This window comes from Kitasatospora sp. NPDC059462 (assembly GCF_042749955.1).
Taxonomy (GTDB): Bacteria; Actinomycetota; Actinomycetes; order Streptomycetales; family Streptomycetaceae; genus Kitasatospora.
Genome location: NZ_JBHYUU010000009.1, coordinates 27,730 through 42,878, shown reverse-complemented (window position 1 = coordinate 42,878; position 15,149 = coordinate 27,730). Strand labels below are relative to the sequence as shown.

Annotated in this window: 13 protein-coding genes; 7 read left to right on the top strand and 6 right to left on the bottom strand. The window is 75.7% G+C overall.

Annotated features, from left to right (window positions below):
* Nucleotides 1-99 precede the first annotated feature (99 nt).
* Nucleotides 100-2,847 (bottom strand): AAA family ATPase, encoded by a 2,748-nt coding sequence (locus tag ACFXAM_RS04630; RefSeq protein WP_380287529.1) that lies wholly within the window; start codon nucleotides 2,845-2,847, stop codon nucleotides 100-102.
* Between the two features lie 567 nt (nucleotides 2,848-3,414).
* Between ACFXAM_RS04630 and ACFXAM_RS04625 the strand changes: the two genes are divergently transcribed.
* Nucleotides 3,415-4,038: a hypothetical protein gene (locus ACFXAM_RS04625; RefSeq protein ID WP_380287528.1), complete on the top strand. Its 624-nt coding sequence runs from the start codon at nucleotides 3,415-3,417 to the stop codon at nucleotides 4,036-4,038.
* Nucleotides 4,039-4,460: 422 nt separating this feature from the next.
* Here the strand turns inward: ACFXAM_RS04625 and ACFXAM_RS04620 are convergent, their stop codons facing one another.
* The 3 genes from ACFXAM_RS04620 to ACFXAM_RS04610 all read right to left on the bottom strand — a co-directional run bounded on the left by ACFXAM_RS04620 (nucleotide 4,461) and on the right by ACFXAM_RS04610 (nucleotide 6,810).
* Nucleotides 4,461-4,775 carry a cupin domain-containing protein gene (locus ACFXAM_RS04620; protein ID WP_380287527.1) on the bottom strand — a complete coding sequence of 105 codons (315 nt, stop codon included), beginning with the start codon at nucleotides 4,773-4,775 and terminating at the stop codon, nucleotides 4,461-4,463.
* 113 nt (nucleotides 4,776-4,888) lie between these two features.
* A complete protein-coding gene (locus tag ACFXAM_RS04615) occupies nucleotides 4,889-5,560 on the bottom strand; it encodes a response regulator (RefSeq protein ID WP_380287526.1) in 672 nt (223 codons plus the stop codon).
* Entirely contained in the window at nucleotides 5,557-6,810 is a 1,254-nt protein-coding gene (locus ACFXAM_RS04610) for a sensor histidine kinase (protein WP_380287525.1), read from the bottom strand. The genes ACFXAM_RS04615 and ACFXAM_RS04610 overlap by 4 nt, the downstream gene beginning before the upstream one ends.
* 131 nt (nucleotides 6,811-6,941) lie before the next feature.
* Here ACFXAM_RS04610 and ACFXAM_RS04605 point away from each other — a divergent pair, with 131 nt between their 5' ends.
* On the top strand, nucleotides 6,942-8,165 hold the full coding sequence (locus ACFXAM_RS04605; protein ID WP_380287524.1) for an alpha/beta hydrolase family protein: 1,224 nt from the start codon (nucleotides 6,942-6,944) through the stop codon (nucleotides 8,163-8,165).
* Between the two features lie 93 nt (nucleotides 8,166-8,258).
* On the opposite strand, the gene ACFXAM_RS04600 is transcribed toward ACFXAM_RS04605, so the two are convergent.
* Both ACFXAM_RS04600 and ACFXAM_RS04595 read right to left on the bottom strand, forming a co-directional pair.
* The gene (locus ACFXAM_RS04600; protein WP_380287523.1) at nucleotides 8,259-9,758 is read right to left on the bottom strand and encodes an alpha/beta hydrolase; all 1,500 of its coding nucleotides are present in this window, start codon (nucleotides 9,756-9,758) and stop codon (nucleotides 8,259-8,261) included.
* Nucleotides 9,759-9,810: 52 nt separating this feature from the next.
* Nucleotides 9,811-10,932: a serine hydrolase domain-containing protein gene (locus ACFXAM_RS04595; protein WP_380287556.1), complete on the bottom strand. Its 1,122-nt coding sequence runs from the start codon at nucleotides 10,930-10,932 to the stop codon at nucleotides 9,811-9,813.
* 499 nt (nucleotides 10,933-11,431) lie between these two features.
* Between ACFXAM_RS04595 and ACFXAM_RS04590 the strand changes: the two genes are divergently transcribed.
* From ACFXAM_RS04590 to ACFXAM_RS04570, 5 genes are all read left to right on the top strand, one after another.
* On the top strand, nucleotides 11,432-11,722 hold the full coding sequence (locus ACFXAM_RS04590; protein WP_380287522.1) for a hypothetical protein: 291 nt from the start codon (nucleotides 11,432-11,434) through the stop codon (nucleotides 11,720-11,722).
* Nucleotides 11,723-11,997: 275 nt separating this feature from the next.
* Nucleotides 11,998-12,453 carry a septum formation family protein gene (locus ACFXAM_RS04585; RefSeq protein WP_380287521.1) on the top strand — a complete coding sequence of 152 codons (456 nt, stop codon included), beginning with the start codon at nucleotides 11,998-12,000 and terminating at the stop codon, nucleotides 12,451-12,453.
* On the top strand, nucleotides 12,450-13,382 hold the full coding sequence (locus ACFXAM_RS04580; RefSeq protein ID WP_380287520.1) for an ABC transporter ATP-binding protein: 933 nt from the start codon (nucleotides 12,450-12,452) through the stop codon (nucleotides 13,380-13,382). The genes ACFXAM_RS04585 and ACFXAM_RS04580 overlap by 4 nt, the downstream gene beginning before the upstream one ends.
* Before the next feature lie 2 nt (nucleotides 13,383-13,384).
* Complete coding sequence (locus ACFXAM_RS04575) at nucleotides 13,385-14,332, top strand: hypothetical protein (protein ID WP_380287519.1); 948 nt, start codon at nucleotides 13,385-13,387, stop codon at nucleotides 14,330-14,332.
* A gap of 319 nt (nucleotides 14,333-14,651) precedes the next feature.
* On the top strand, nucleotides 14,652-15,119 hold the full coding sequence (locus tag ACFXAM_RS04570; RefSeq protein WP_380287518.1) for a hypothetical protein: 468 nt from the start codon (nucleotides 14,652-14,654) through the stop codon (nucleotides 15,117-15,119).
* Nucleotides 15,120-15,149: the final 30 nt, after the last annotated feature.

Genomic DNA, 15,149 nt, shown 5'->3' with positions numbered 1-15,149 from the left:
CTTCCTCGAATCCCTGCCCGATCAGCCTGACCGAAGGGGCAGGCGGCGGGTTAGGTCATCTGACTGCCGTCCTCGACGGCGGCCCGGGCGACGGGCGGGTCAGCGCGGTGCGGCGCTCTGGGCGAGGGCGTGGGCGAGGGCGGCCCGGGAGGTGATGCCGAGCTTGGGGAAGATCTTGTAGAGGTGCGCGGCGACCGTGCGCGGCGACAGCTGGAGGCGCTGGCCGATCTCCTTGTTGGTGAGGCCGGTCGCGGCGAGCCGGGCGATCCGCAGCTCCTGGCCGGTCAGCAGGGCGGGGGCGGACGGGGCGGTGGACGGACCGCGCTGCGGCGGGACCACCTGGTCGCCCGCGGCGCGCAGCTCCGCCTCGCACTGGGCCGCCCAGGGTCCGGCCTGCAGCCGGCGGAACACGTGGTGGGCCACCCGCAGCGCCTCGCGGGCCCCCGGGCGGTGGCGACGGCGCAGCCAGGAGCCGTGGGCGAGCCGCAGCCGGGCGAGGTCGAAGGCCCACCGCTCGGCGCCGGGCACCTCGAACGCGGCGCGGTAGGCGTCCTCGGCGTCGTCGTCCTCGGCGGCCACCGCGGCGGCGGCCGCGACCAGGAAGGCGTGCCGGCCGGAGAGATCGGCGGAGCGGGCCGCCCGGGCGGCCGCGAGGTGGGCCGCCGCCTCGTCGCGGCGGCCGGTGTGCACGGCGGCGGCGACCAGGTCGAAGACCAGGGCGTGGTGCCAGGGCCGGCCGCCGGGCAGACGGCCCGGCGGGAGGAGCTCGCAGAAGTGCGTGTACGCCTCCTCGTGGCGCTGGTGGGCGAGCGCGGCCAGCCCGCGCAGATGGGTCATCCGGTCGAGCACGGAGCGCATCCGGGCGCGGGTGGCGGTGGGCCGCACGGCCCGGTCGAGTGCCTCCAGCCCGGCCTCGTCGCCGCGGCCGGCCAGGAAGGCGGCGTGGTACTGGCGGAACAGCAGGGCGTTGGTGCGGTAGCCGAGCTCGTCGGCGATCTCCGCCTCGCGCCGGCAGTCCTCGGCCCGGTCCCAGTCGCCGAGCAGGAAGTCCTGGTGGCACTTGGCCTTCGCGACCGAACCCTCGCTGGCGTAGCCGTGCAGCCCGGTGAAGCGCCGCCACAGGTCGATCTCGGGGCAGTCGAGGGCGGAGCTGGTCCAGAGCAGCAGCCAGGCCGCGCCGGCCTCCTGCTCCTCGGTCAGGTCCGCGGCCACCGCGCGCAGCTCGTCGGCGATGCCCGGGCCCGGCTCGGTCCAGGCCCGCAGGCAGATCCGGCCCACCTCGGAGACGGCGTCGCGGTGCCGGTGCAGCGCCTGCCAGGCCCAGGGGTCGTCGGTGTAGGTGGCGGCCAGCAGGAGCTTGAAGAAGACCTGCTCGGTCAGCCCGCCGGAGGTGTCGGCCTCCGGGGCGGTCAGGGTGTCGAGGGCGCCCGGCAGCAGGGCGGCCGAGGACGCGAAGTCGACGTGGTGGCTCTGGTCGGCGTAGACCACCGCGTAGGCGAACAGCGGAGCGACGTCCGGCGGGACGGCCGCGGTCTTGAGCTCCTCCACCAGGGCGGCGGTGTGGCGCAGCTGCCCGCCGTGGGCGGCCATCACGGCGGCCCGGGTGAGCCGGTGGACGCGGTCGCGGGGGTCGGGACTGAGCACGGCGGCGCGTTCGACCAGCAGTGCGCCCTCGGCGTGGCCGCCGCGCCGGGCGAGGTCGAGGCCGGCCGTCTCCAGGCGGTGCGCGAGGTCGCCGTCGGGCAGCAGCGCGGCGGCGGCCTCGTGGGTCAGCCGCCGGGGGTCGCCCGGCGCGAGGGTGCCGGCCAGCACCCGGTGGGCCTCGCGGCGGGCGGTGTCGGAGGCCGCGGAGAGCACGGCGGTGCGGGCCAGGGGGTGGCGGAACACCAGCTGCCCGGTGGCGTCGAGCCGGGCCAGGCCGTCCGCCTCGATCCGCTCCAGGGTCTCCCCCGCCGTGCCGTCCGGGAGGGCACGCAGCCAGCTGCCGCTGCTGAGGTCCGGGCCGGTGGCCAGGGCGCCGAGCAGCAGCAGCCGGCCGACCTCCGGGGTCATCGCGTCCAGCCGCTCGGCGAACATCCGCTCCAGCCGGCGCCCCAGCGGCAGCCGGTCGGGCAGCGGGGCGACCCCGCGCTGCTGGGCGGCGGCGAGCTGGCGGGGCAGCTCCACCAGGGCCAGCGGGTTGCCGTCCGCCTCCGCGAGCACCCGGTCGCGGGTGCCGACGGCCAGCTCGGGGTAGCGGCTGCCGAGCAGCGCGGCGGCGTCCGCCCGGGGCAGCGCCCGGACGTCGACGGGCTCGGCGGCCCAGGCCTGGGCGGCCTGGCCGTCCGGGCGGGTGGCGCCGAGGATCACCACCGGCAGTTCGGCGCAGCGCCGGTGCAGGAAGCCGAAGACGGTGGCGCTGGAGGAGTCGATCCAGTGCAGGTCGTCCAGGACCAGCAGGACCGGGGCGGTGCGGACCGCGTCGTCGAGCAGGGCGAGGGCGGCGGCGCCGACGGCGAAGCCGCTCGGGGTGCCGGAGCGGGCGCCGAACGCGCTCTCCAGGGCGTCCCGCTGGTGGGCGGAGAGCGCGCCGGAGCGCTGGAGCAGCGACCAGAGGGCCTGGTGCAGGGCGCCGAAGGCGAGGTCGGTCTCGGCCTCCGTGCCGGTGGCGCGCAGCACGGTGAAGCCGCGATCGCGTGCGGCGCGTTCGGTCCAGGCGAGCAGGGTGCTCTTGCCGACGCCCGCGTCGCCGCGCAGCAGCACCGTGGCCCCGCCCGCGCGGGTGCCGGCCCGGTCCAGGGCAGCGGCCAGCAGGCCGGTCTCGCGCTGCCGTCCGATCAGGGCGGGGTCCTGCCTGTCGTGCGCCACGCTGCTTTCCTCTTGGGTCGGTCGGCCCGCCTCCGGGCACCCAAGGTTATCCCCTGTCGCGGCCCGTTCCGCCCGTCGCCGCTGCTCCGGGCGCCGGGGCGGACCATCCGCCACCGGCCTCCTTCACCGGTTCGTGGGGGAACCGACGCTCGGCGTACTCCTTCTCGCCGGCCGGGCGGACGGCGGGGCAGCAGGCCGCCCTGCGGCCCGGCTCGAAGGCGAGGCTCGGCCCCATCGGGGCGTTCCCGGCGCCGGTGGCCCGGCCGCGGAAGCCGGCCATGCACCCGCGGTCGCTCGGCGCCCGTGGACGGCCTCCGCGTGCTTGTCGGTTCGCTTGTCGAACCAGCCCGGCGGTCGGTCCACGCACGGGGAGTTCGCAACCAGGACCGACCTGTCGGGACCCTTGTTCGGCCCACCGGGACCAACGGCCCGCAGACCCGCCCGGCGTGGGCGCGGCAGGCTGTACCGCAGATGAACCGCACCGCCGCTCCGCCGCACGGCCGGCCCGACGCCCGTCGGACCGCACCGGTCCCGCCCGAGGACCCACCCCCACCGAGGAGCCCCGCCATGGCCGTTCAGCACGCCTCCGCCGCCCGCAGCGCCCGCGCCCCCCGCACCCACCTGCACCGCACCGCCTCCGCGTCCGCCTCCGCCTCCGCCGTCCCGACCCGGGTCACCGCGGGCGGCGCCGCGCTCGCCACCGCCCGGATCGCCCTCGGCGCCGTGTTCCTCTGGGCCTTCGCCGACAAGACCTTCGGCCTCGGCTACTCCACCACCGACGGCCGCGCCTGGATCGACGGCGCGTCGCCGGCCAAGGGCTTCCTCTCCCACGTCGCCGCCGGCCCGCTCCGCGGGACCTTCCACGCCATGGCCGGCCAGGCCTGGGCGGACTGGCTGTTCATGCTCGGCCTGCTGGGCATCGGGCTCGCCCTGGCCGGCGGCGTCGCCCTGCGGATCGCCGCCGCCGGCGGGACCGTCCTGCTCGCCCTGATGTGGGCCGCCGAGTGGCCGCCCGCCCGGCACCTCGCCGACGGCACCGCGAGCGGGTCGACCAACCCACTGCTCGACTACCACGTCGTCTACGCCCTGCTGCTCATCGCCCTCGCCGTCACCGGTGCCGGCCGCACCTGGGGCCTCGCCCGCCGCTGGGCCGCCCTCCCGGTCGTCCGCGACCACGCCTGGCTCCGCTGAGCCCGCCCGTCTCCCCCGACAGCCGGGGCCGGTCGCGATCTCCCCCCGCGACCGACCCCGACCCGTGTCCGCCCCGGCGCGCCCGGTGAAGCCGAGCCCCCTGCCGAAGCGGCGCCCGCACACCGCCACCCCGGCCGGGGCCCGCCTTCAAGCCCCCGCCGTCCAGCCCGTGCAACGCAAGACGGAGGCGAGGGCACCTCCCGACCGCAGGGCCGGCGGCTCGCCACCCGGCAGGCCGGGGCTCGAAGGCCGGTCCTAAGCCCCGGTGACGGCCGCCAGGACCGGCTTCACACCCCCGCCGTCCGCCCCGAGGACAGGCCGAGCGGCATCCGAGCGCGCGCACCGCAAGGCGAAGCCGGGGACACCTCCCGACCGCAGGGCCGACGGCTCGCCACCCGGCAGGCCGGGGCTTGAAGGCGGTCCTAAGCCTCGGCCCGGTCGGACTCCTCCACCACGACCAGGGTCCCCGTGCTGCCCGGCCGCACGGCGTGCCGGGCCCCTGCGGCCACCCGGTGGAGCTCGCCCGGGCCGACCGTCAGCTCGACACCCTCGACGAGCAGTTCGAGCTTCCCGTCGAGGACGAGCAACAGCTCCGCCGCCTCGTGCACCTCGGCCGGCAGCGGCCGCCCGTCCATCCGCAGGACCTTCACGACGGCCGTCCCCACCCGCCCCAGCGCACGGGAGTTCCACGGCGTCGGCAGCGCGGACGCCGCCTCGTACAGATCGACCGGGTTCATGGCACACCTCTCGGCGGTTTCGACGGGGAACGGAGCTGGACGCTACCCGGGTCCGCGGGCCGATTGGTCGACCGTTCGGCAAAATCTCACGGCCGCGGCCGCGCCCGCGGCGGTCAGCGGGAGAGACCCGCGTGGTGGGCGAGGACGGCCAGGCGCACGCGGTCGCGGGCGGCGAGCTTGTGGAGCAGGCGGCCGATGTGGGTCTTGGCGGTCCCCTCGGTGATGCGCAGAACGGCGGCGATCTCCGGATTGGTGAGGCCGTCGCCGACCAGGGCGAGGACCTCGCGCTCCCGGGGGGTGAGGACGGCGACGGCCTCGCGGGCCCGGGAGCGGGCCGGGTCCGCCGGGGCGGCGGCCGGTGCGCCGGCGAGCAGTCCGGTGATCAGCCGGCGGGTGATGCTGGGCGCGAGCGCCGCCTCCCCGGCCGCCACCGCCCGGGTGGCGGCGAGGAGTTCGGCCGGTTCCGCGTCCTTGAGCAGGAAGCCGCCGGCCCCGGCGTGCAGCGCTGCGCGCACGTAGTCGTCGAGTTCGAAGGTGCTGAGGATCAGCACCCGGCTGCCGGACGGCCCGGCGGTGATCCGGCGGGTGGCCTCGATGCCGTCCAGGTTCGGCATCCGGATGTCCATCAGGACGACGTCCGGCCGCTCCCGCCGGGCGAGTTCGACGGCCTGGGCGCCGTCGGCCGCCTCGCCCGCCACCGCGAAGCCGGGCGCCAGGCGCAGGATCCCGGCGAACCCGGCCCGCACCAGGGCCTGGTCGTCGGCGACCACCACGCGGATCGTCACGAGCGGACCGCCGCGTCGTCCAGCGGCAGGACCGCCGTGACGCGGAACCCTCCGGCCGGCGTCGGTCCGGCCTCGCACCAGCCGCCGTACGGGGCGACCCGCTCGCGCATCCCGGCCAGGCCGGTGCCGCCGGACGGCGCCGGCACGACGGCGCGGGGGCGGCCGTCGGCGGGGCCGTCGTCCGTGACCTCCAGCCACAACCCGCCGTCCCGGTACTCCACTTCCACCCGGGCCAGGGCCGCGCCCGAGTGGCGGACCACATTGGCGAGCGCCTCCTGCACCACCCGGTGGCCGCACAGGCCGACCCCGGGCGGCAGGGCGCGTTCCCGGCCGCGGATCCGCAGCCGCACGGCGACGCCCGCGGCGCCCGTCCGCTCCGCCAGCCGCCTCAGGTCCGCCGCCGTCAGACCGGGCACGGGGGCGGGCGGCGCCCCCGGCCCGGTGTCCTCGCGCAGCACGGCCAGCAGCGCCCGGGTCTCGCGCAGCGCCTCCGCACTCACCGCCCGGATCGCCGCGAGCGCGGTGCCGGCCGGGCCGTCCTGCTGCGCGGCGCGCTCCAGCGCGTACCGCCCGAAGCCCGCCTGGACGCTCACCACGCCCAGGCTGTGCGCCACCACATCGTGCAACTCCCTTGCCAGGCGCAGCCGTTCCTCCGAGCGGGCGGCACGCTCCAGGGCCGCCGCCCGGGCGGCGAGCGCGGCGCTGTGCGCACGGTGGCGGCGCACCGCGTCCCCCGCCGCCCAGCCGGCCGTCTGCCCGATCACCGCGAGCAGCAGGTTGCCGCCCACCTCGCCGGGCGCGGCCAGGGTGACCGCCCAGCCGAGGACGGCCGCGCCGAGCGCCGTCCGCGCGGTCCGCCGGTCCCGGGCCGCCGCCGTGTACGCCACCAGCACCCCGGCCGTCACCGCCCAGAACCCGACGACCAGCCCGATCGCCGGCTGCCGGCAGCCCGCCACCGTGCCCGCCCAGGCGAGCGCGGCGAGCCCGCACGCCCCGGCCGGGTGCCGCCGCCGGGCGGCCAGGGCCAGGCCGAGCAGCGCGGTGGCGAGCAGCGCCACGGCCACCGCGGCGGGGCCGTCCGGCGGCGGGTTGCCGCGCCCGTGCGGGTCGAAGTCCCGGGCGGCGCCGAGCACCCGGGCGGCGGTCACGGCCGTGCCGGCCAGTGCGGCGAGCGGGTCCGTCCACGCCCGGTGCACCGGCGCCAGCCGTTTCGTCCACGGGACGGGCGCGAGCCACTGGTCGTTCTGCACCCGGCCAGGCTAGCCACGGGCGGACGGACCGGCATCCGACCACGGTCGTACGCCCGCGGCGGGACGCGCCGGGCCCGGTCCGGGCACCACGGTGGGCGGGAGACCACCCCCTGACGCGAAGGAACTCCCGGATGCCGCACCACCGTCACCGGCCGGCCGCCGCCGCGCTCGCCGTCCTGCTCGCCACCGGCGCCCTCGCCGCGACCGCCCCCACCGCCGCGGCGGCCACCACCGTGAGCAGCACCAGCACCGCCCCGGTCCCGCTCACCCTCCCGGCGCCGACCGGCCCGCTGCCGGTCGGCACCACCAGCCTCCATCTCGTCGACCCGCAGCGCCCCGACCGCTGGGCGCCCACCCCGCGTCCGCGCGAACTGATGGCGCAGCTCTGGTACCCGGCCGCCGCCTGCGGCGCGCCCGCCCACCGGCTCGCGCCCTGGACGGGACCGGCCGAACAGGCCCACCTGGAGGCCGACTACCTCGGCGTCGCCCCCGGGCAACTCGTCTGGCCCACCACCCGTTCCCGCCTCGACGCGCCCGCCGACCGCACCTCCCGCCACCCGGTGGTCCTCTACTCCCCCGGCTCGCGCGCCGACCGTTCCTTCGCCACCCTCGCCGCCGAGGACCTCGCCTCCCGCGGCTATGCGGTGGCCGTCCTCGACCACACCTTCGACGCGGGCGAAGTCGCCTTCCCGGACGGCCGGTTGGAGGTGCGCAACAAGCCCGCCGTGTTCGCCATGACGGACGAGGAGATCGTCGCCCACCGGACGGCGGACACCCGCTTCGTGCTCGACCGCCTCACCGAACTCGCCGCGGGCGGCAACCCCGACGCCGAGCGACGCCCCCTCCCGCCCGGCCTCGGCGCGGCCCTCGACCTGACCGCCGTCGGCGTGGCCGGCCACTCGATGGGCGGCGCGACGGCCGTCCAGACGCTGCACGACGACCCGCGCGTGCTGGCCGGCGCCTCCCTCGACGGCCCGGTGTTCGGCACCGTGGCCACCGACGGCCTGGACCGGCCGCTGCTGCTGTTCGGCGCCGCGGACGTCCGCCCGGTGCGCGACGCCATGTGGGACGCGCTGTGGCCGCGCCTGTCCTCCTGGCGCCGCCAGATCCGGCTGGAGGGCTCCGGGCACGGCAGCTTCGCCGACCTGGAGGTGCTGCTGACCGCCGCCCGGCCCGTCCTGCCCTGGCCCGCCGACGAGGTCGACCACCTGCTCGGCACGATCGACCCGGCCCGCGCCGTCGCCGCCCAACGCGCCTATCTGGCCGCCTTCTTCGACCTCCACCTGCGCCACCGCCCGACGCCCCTGTTCACCGCGCCCTCCCCCGCCCACCCGGAGGTCCGGCTGATCCGCTGACCCCCGGCGGCCCGCCCCCGCGACGGTCGGCGCGACGGATGCCCGCCGGTACGGACGTCTCCGTACCGGCGGGCCCCGGCGGGCCTCCGGCGCTTACGCGCGGCAGGACAGGTCGCGGGCCGGCAGCACCCCGGTCGCCAGGAACCGGTCGGCGGCGTCGACCGCGCAGGACGGGACCGACCGGTCGTACGCGCCGTGGTTGCCACCGTCCACGGTGACCATCCGGGCCCGCTTGCCGAGCGCCGCCCGCATGCCCAGCGCGCCGACCAGCGGGGTGGCCGGGTCCCGTTCGGTCTGCAGCAGCAGGATGTTGGCGGGACCCCGGTCGGTGACCCGGACCGCGGGCTCCACCGGGGCCGGCCAGAAGGCGCAGGGCCAGACGTTGGCGCCCATGCCGTTCAGGACCGGGTTGCGCTGCCGGCTCGCGGTGACGTTCCGCTGGTACCGGCCGAGGTCGCGCGGCGCCGGGGTGTCGCCGCAGAGCACCGCGACCAGTGCGGCCACGTCGTTGTCGTCCGGGATGCCCGGGGTGCCCTTCGCCAGCCACCAGTACGGCACCGGCCCGGCGCCGTCGTCGGCGAGGTAGCGCCACCAGTCGGCGATCTCCTGGAACAGCGCGGTGTGGTAGGAGTCCAGGCGGTAGAGCGTGCGCCAGAGGTTGCCGTTGACCGGCCCGGCCACCGGGTGGTTCACCGGCGCGCGGTCCAGCTTCGCCGCCAGGGCGAAGTAGTTGGCGCGCACGGCCGCCGGGGTGGCGCCGAACCGCAGGGTGGCGTCGCGCTCGGCCGCCCAGGCGGCGAAGTCCGCGAAGCGCAGCTCGCTCGCCGCGTCCCAGGTGGCCAGCCGGTCCTGCCAGGTGACGTTGGGGCTGACGTTGCCGTCCAGCACGAAGCGGTCCGTGCGGCCGGGGAACAGCTCGGCGTAGACCGCGCCCAGGTAGGTGCCGTACGACGCGGCGCGGTAGGAGATCCGCGGCTCGCCGAGGGCCGCCCGGATGCGGTCCATGTCCCGTGCCGTGTTGGCGGTGGTGAGGTGACGGATCCACTCGCCGTTGCGGGCCAGGCAGTCGCGCGCCAGGTCACGGGCGAAGCGCACGTTCGGGGCGATCGAGCCGTCGGGGGCCGGGAACGGGAAGACCAGTTCGTAGGGCACCTCGGCGGCCGTCCGGCCGCAGCTCACCGGCGCGCTGCGGCCGACCCCGCGCGGGTCGAAGCTCACCAGGTCGTACTGGTCCAGCACGTCCTTGGGGTAGCCGGGCTCCTGGGCGGTGGGCAGGTGCAGGCTGGCCATCCCGGGCCCGCCGGCGTTGTGCACCAGGATGCCGCGCCGTGACCCCGGCGCGGCGGTCGCGAGCTTCGAGACGGCGATCTCGATGGTCCGCCCGCCGGGGTCCCGGTAGTCCAGCGGCACCCGCACGGTGGTGCACCGCAGCCGCGGGTCCACCGGCGCCCCGGACGGGTCGGCGGGGCAGTCCGTCCAGACCGGCGGCCGGGGCCGCTCCTGCGGGGCGGCCTCCGCCACCCCGGTACCGGCCGCGGCGAGCAGCAGGACGAGGGCGGCGCCGGCGGTTCTCAGTGGTCCTCGTAATCTCATAGGTCTGGACCATAGGGACGACCCCGCAGGGTGTCGTCCTCCTTCGGGGGTACTACTCCGCCTGCCCGGCCGCGCACAGGGCGGCGTCCACGGCGGCCTCCAGGTGCCGCGCCGTCGCCACGTCGCCCGGCTGCACGGTGATGGTGATGTTCGCGGCGCGCCCGTCCGCGGTGGCGCCGCCGCGCGTCTCGTACCCCGGGATGCTGCCGCCGTGGCCCCAGTGGACGCCCCCGCAGGACAGCGGCGTCCTCACCAGACCCAGCCCGTACCCGGTGCCCGGGGCGAAGGGCTCCCCGGCGTCGACGGTCCGCTGCATCTCGGCGAGCTGCCCGGGCCGGAGCAGCTCGCCGTCCACCAGGGCGCCGAAGAACCGGTTGAGGTCCGCGGCCGTGGACACCAACTGCCCGGCCGCCCAGGCCCAGGACGGGTCCATCTCCGTGATGTCGGTCAGCGGCCCGTCCGCCGTCTCCCGGTAGTAGCCGTGCGGGTGGGCCTCGCGGATCGTCGCGTCGCCGGGCGCCGGGAAGTAGGTGTGCCGCAGGCCGAGGCGGCGGACGACGCGCCGGTCGATCTCGTCCGCGAGGGGGCGGTGGGTGACCTCCTGGACGATCAGGCCGGCCAGCACGTAGTTGGTGTTGCTGTACGCCCACGACTCGCCGGGCGCGAAGTCGGCCGGGTGGCGCAGCGCGATGTCGACCAGCTCGCGCGGGCGGTAGCGGCGGACGTCGTCGCCGAGGTAGCGGGTGTAGTTGGGCAACCCGCTGGTGTGCTGGAGGAGTTGGCGAACGGTGATGGCGTTGCCGTCGATGCGCTCGCCGCGCACGACGCCCGGCAGGTACCGCTCCACCGGCGCGTCGAGCTCGATCCTTCCCTCGCCGACGAGCTGGAGCACGACGACGGCGGTGAACGTCTTGGTGTTGCTGCCGATCCGCACCTGCCCGTCCCGGGGCACCCGCTCGCCCGTGCGCACATCGCCCACCCCGGCGGTGTAGCTGCGGGTCCGGCCGTCCGCGGACCGGACGGTCCCGAGCGCCCCCGGCGCGCCGTCCTCCGCCACCAGCGCGTCGAGCCTCTGCCGGACGGCGTCCGGCCGGGGGGCGCCCGCGGCGGACGGGGCGGCGACGGCGGACGGTGCGGTGACGGCCAGGGTCCCGGCGACGACGGCGATCGTCATCAGGCGGAAGGGCTGCGGCTTCACGGGGTTCCTCTCGGTTCGGCGTCCTCCCACGACATCACCGGGCCCGGCGCACCGTCGTCAGCTCCCCGGACGAGCGCGGCCCCCCGGGCATGATCCCCAGGGCCCGCACCGCGTCGTCCTGCGGGCGTACGCGGTCCGGGCCGCAGGCCGGCGCGGGCCGGGTCGTGGCGGACTCCGTGCCCGCGCGTCACCGCCGGGCCCACCACCGAAAGTCCGGAAACCGTCGCCGTGGCCGATTGTCTCCGCTCGGCGGGTGACACCAGGGACCGGTGGGACGGCTGACCGTTTTGTCACGTCCGATACGTGCGGTCTGGTAATGATTGGTCAAACAGTTCCGGATTCTTCGGATAAATCTGATCGTGATCGAAATTCCAGAGTTGGTAATCGCTTTACTTTCCCCGACATCGATAGTTAACGTTCCGACCATCGCGATCGCGATACGAGTTCCGAGTCAATTCGAGGGGAAACTATGGGAATGAAGCTCAAGGCCTCGGGCGTGCTCCTGGCGGTCGGCATGGCGGCCGGCGGCGTCCTCGTCGCGGCCCCCACCGCGTCGGCGAGCACCGCCTGCAACGCGACCACCATCACGATCAACAAGGGCGCCGGCGCCGAGCCTCCGAGCCAGGCCCAGGGCCACAGCCACAACACCGGGCGGCACTACGTCGGCGCGATCGACTCCAGCAAGATCTGGTACTGGTACGCCGACAACGACGGCGGCAGCGACGGCGACACCTGGGACACCTTCTACGGCATCAAGCAGTGCTAGTCGCTTCCGATGGAGCGTGAACGATTCGGGATATGACGGCGAAACGCCTGCCGGCAGACCCCGAATCACCTAGGGTGTGAAAGGTTCGGGGCGCAGGGGCGAAACGACCACCCTGCGCCCCGGACCTTCTTCCGGTGCGGCCAGGTCGTCAAGTGGGGTGAGTTGTGAATCTTTTGAAAAAGAGCCACCGTGGAGTTCTCGTCTGTGCATCGGGGCTCCTCGTGGCGGCGCTGTCCGCCTGCTCGGGAGGGGACTCGGAGCAGGCCGCGGCACCGGTGGCCGACACGATGCCCTACGCCACCGCCACCGCCACCGCGGAACCGCAGATCGTCGCCTGGTACGACCTCAAGCCCGGCCAGTGCTTCTCGGGCGAGGAGCTCAAGGACGGCAAGGACGTCGCCACCGTGCCGTGCGACACCCCCCACATGTACGAGGTCCTCTCCCCCGCCCTCACCTACCTGCCGCCCGGCGGGGCCTACCCGGGCAAGCAGGACACGATGGTCAAGACGCTGGTGCCCTTCTGCGGCGACAAGCTCGCCAAGGCCGCCTTCAAGGACAAGCGCCCCACCGGACGCCTGAGCCTGTTCCCGGTCACGCCGGTGGGAGAGGAGGCCTGGAACTCCGGCGAACGGCGGGTGGTGTGCGCGGTCTTCAGCGGGGACCGCCGGCTCCTCGGCGCCCCGCTCTTCGACGCGCAGGCGCAGACCGCGGGCGCCGGAGCGACTGGATGACGGTCGAACTCCACGGGCTCACCAAGTTCTACGGCCGCGGCAGGCGCCGACGGGCGGCCCTCGACGGCCTCGGCATGACGGCGCGGGCGGGCGAGGTCCTGGGCCTGCTCGGCCCGAACGGCAGCGGCAAGACCACGGCCCTGCGCTGCCTGCTCGGCATGACCCGCGCCGACAGCGGGACGATCACGGTGCTCGGCCGGACGGTGCCGCACCAACTGCCGGAGATCTCCTGCTCGGTGGGAGCGCTGATCGAGGCCTCGCCGGTACCGCGGGGGCTGACCGCCCGCCACTTCCTGCACCAGGTGACCGCGCTGGCGGGCCTGCCCCGGAGCCGGGTGGACGCCACCCTGGAGCTCGTGGGCCTGGCCGGCCGGGCGGACGAGGCCGTCACGGGCTACTCCCTGGGAATGCGCCAGCGGCTGGGCATCGCCCTCGCCCTGGTGCACGACCCCGCCCTGGTCGTCCTCGACGAGCCCGCCAACGGCCTCGACCCCCAGGGCATCCGCTGGCTCCGCTCCCTGCTCGGGCAGCTCAGGGACGAGGGGCGCACCGTGATCCTCTCCTCCCATCTGCTCTCCGAGGCGCAGCTGGTGTGCGACAGCGTCGTCGTCGTGGAGGCCGGCCGGACCCTCCTGGCGGGCCGCGTCGACGAGCTCATCACCCCGCAGGCCGACCGGGCGCTGATCACCTGCTCCGACCCGGACTCCGGAGCGGGCGTCCTGCGGAATTCCGGCGCGACCGCCGAGGCCGTCGAGGCCGGCGAGGCCGGTGTCCTGGACGTCCGGGGCATTCCCGTGGAGAAGGCCGTCGAGGCCCTCGTCCACGCCGGGCAGACGCCGCTGGAAGTCCGGCGGCACCGCCCGAGTCTCGAAGAACTGTTCCTCGCCAGCGTTTCCGGTGACGGGACGAAGCCGGAAAGCGGAGCATGACGATGACCCACCCGAGCCCCCCCTCCCCGGCGGTCGTCCGCGGCGCGCCGTCGGCCGGCCGACTCCTCTCGGTTTCCGTCCAATGGCTGCGCAGCGCCAGGGTCTTCGGAATCACCGCCGTGATCGCGCCGTTGCTGGCCCTCTGCTACGGCTGCTTCCTGTGGCTCACGCACAACACGGACCTGGCGGCCGCGCACGCGGCGGCCGAGCGCCGGCGCGGTGATCTGATAGCCCGGATGGGCGTGGACGCGTCCCTGGTCGACCCGGACCAGTTCTTCACCGACCCGCGCTACCTGCTGACCGACGCGCTGCCCGACGACCTGACCGTCGCCACCTCGGTGACCGCCTGCATCCTGTTCATCCTGGGGGCCTCCCTCGGCGGCGCGGACTGGCAGAGCCGCTCGGCGAACGTCTGGATCTTCGCCGAACCGCGCCGGCACCGGCTGCTGGTCGCCCGGGTGGCCGTCATCGCCCTGGCCGGTGTGCTGCTGTCCGTGGTGGTGCTGGCGATCGTGGGCGCCGCCGCACTCGTGACCGCGGCCACCCGTGGAACCACCGACGGCGTCACCGCCGCCTGGCTCGCGGACATCCTCCAGGCCGCGCTGCGCGGAACCCTGGTCGTGGCCGCCCTCGGCGCGCTCGGCACCTCGTTCGGATGGGCGGCACGCAGCGCCGTCGTCCCCTTCGCCACGGTCTTCGTCTACGTCCTGTTCGCGGAGGCCGTCGTCCGCAACAGCCTGACGGCCCTGCGGCCCTGGACGCTGACCGTGCTGATCCCCTCCGCGACCGAGCTGAAGCCGCCCGCTCCGGCGACGTGCACCGCCGACGGCCTGTGCGAGGACGCCTCGGCGGTCCTCGCGCCCTGGCCGGCCGCGCTCGCCGTCACGGCCCTCGCCGTGGTGCTGCTGGCCGTGGCCTGGCTCCTGGTCCGCAGACGCGAGGTCCGCTGAGCGCCTGAACGCCCGAGCGCCCCGCGCCGCGGGCGTCCGCCGCCCCGATGCACCGCCCCGGCTCCGGGCGGTGCACCGGGGCCGGCGCCCGTCGGCCGACGTCCCCCTCGCCGGGCTCCGACCGACACGATGCGATCTAGCCATCCAAGGTCATTTTCCAGCCTGACACACCATTCCAAATGCCAAGAATCCATCTGACATTCGAAGCTCATACACACTCATGCCATTGCACACGTGAGGTTTCACATGTGAAATGGCACTACCGCCCCGAGAGCACACCCCCGGGCGGACACCACACCGAGTGAAGGAGTACCTCGCCATGAACCGTTCGCTGAAGGGTCTGACCCTGCTCGCGGCCACCACGGCCGCCGCCGGCACGCTGATGGCCGCGCCCGCCCAGGCCGCGACCACCAGTACCTCGACCACGACCGCGACCTTCGAGACCTGTAGCGCCTGGTCGCTGCAGGCCGGTCTGATGACCCAGGTCTGTGCCGCCGTCAACGGCACCAACGTCCAGTTCCTCGGCCGCGTCGCCCTGGCCGGCCCGCCGTCCCCCGACTTCCCGCCGCAGCCGCAGCAGCTCTCCACCACGATCTCCGGCCAGGTCGTCGGCGGCGCCTCGCTCGGCACCGTCAACCAGGGCGTGAACTTCCTCGCGAGCACGGTCACCGTCAACGGCCCGAGCAGCACCGTCCCGTGCAACAACGTCGTCAGCGGCACCTTCAGCGTGTCCAAGTTCGGCTGGTACCCGTCGCCGGTCTCCGTGAGCACCCCCATCCCCTGCTGAACCGGGCACCCGTGAACCCGGGGCCGGGAG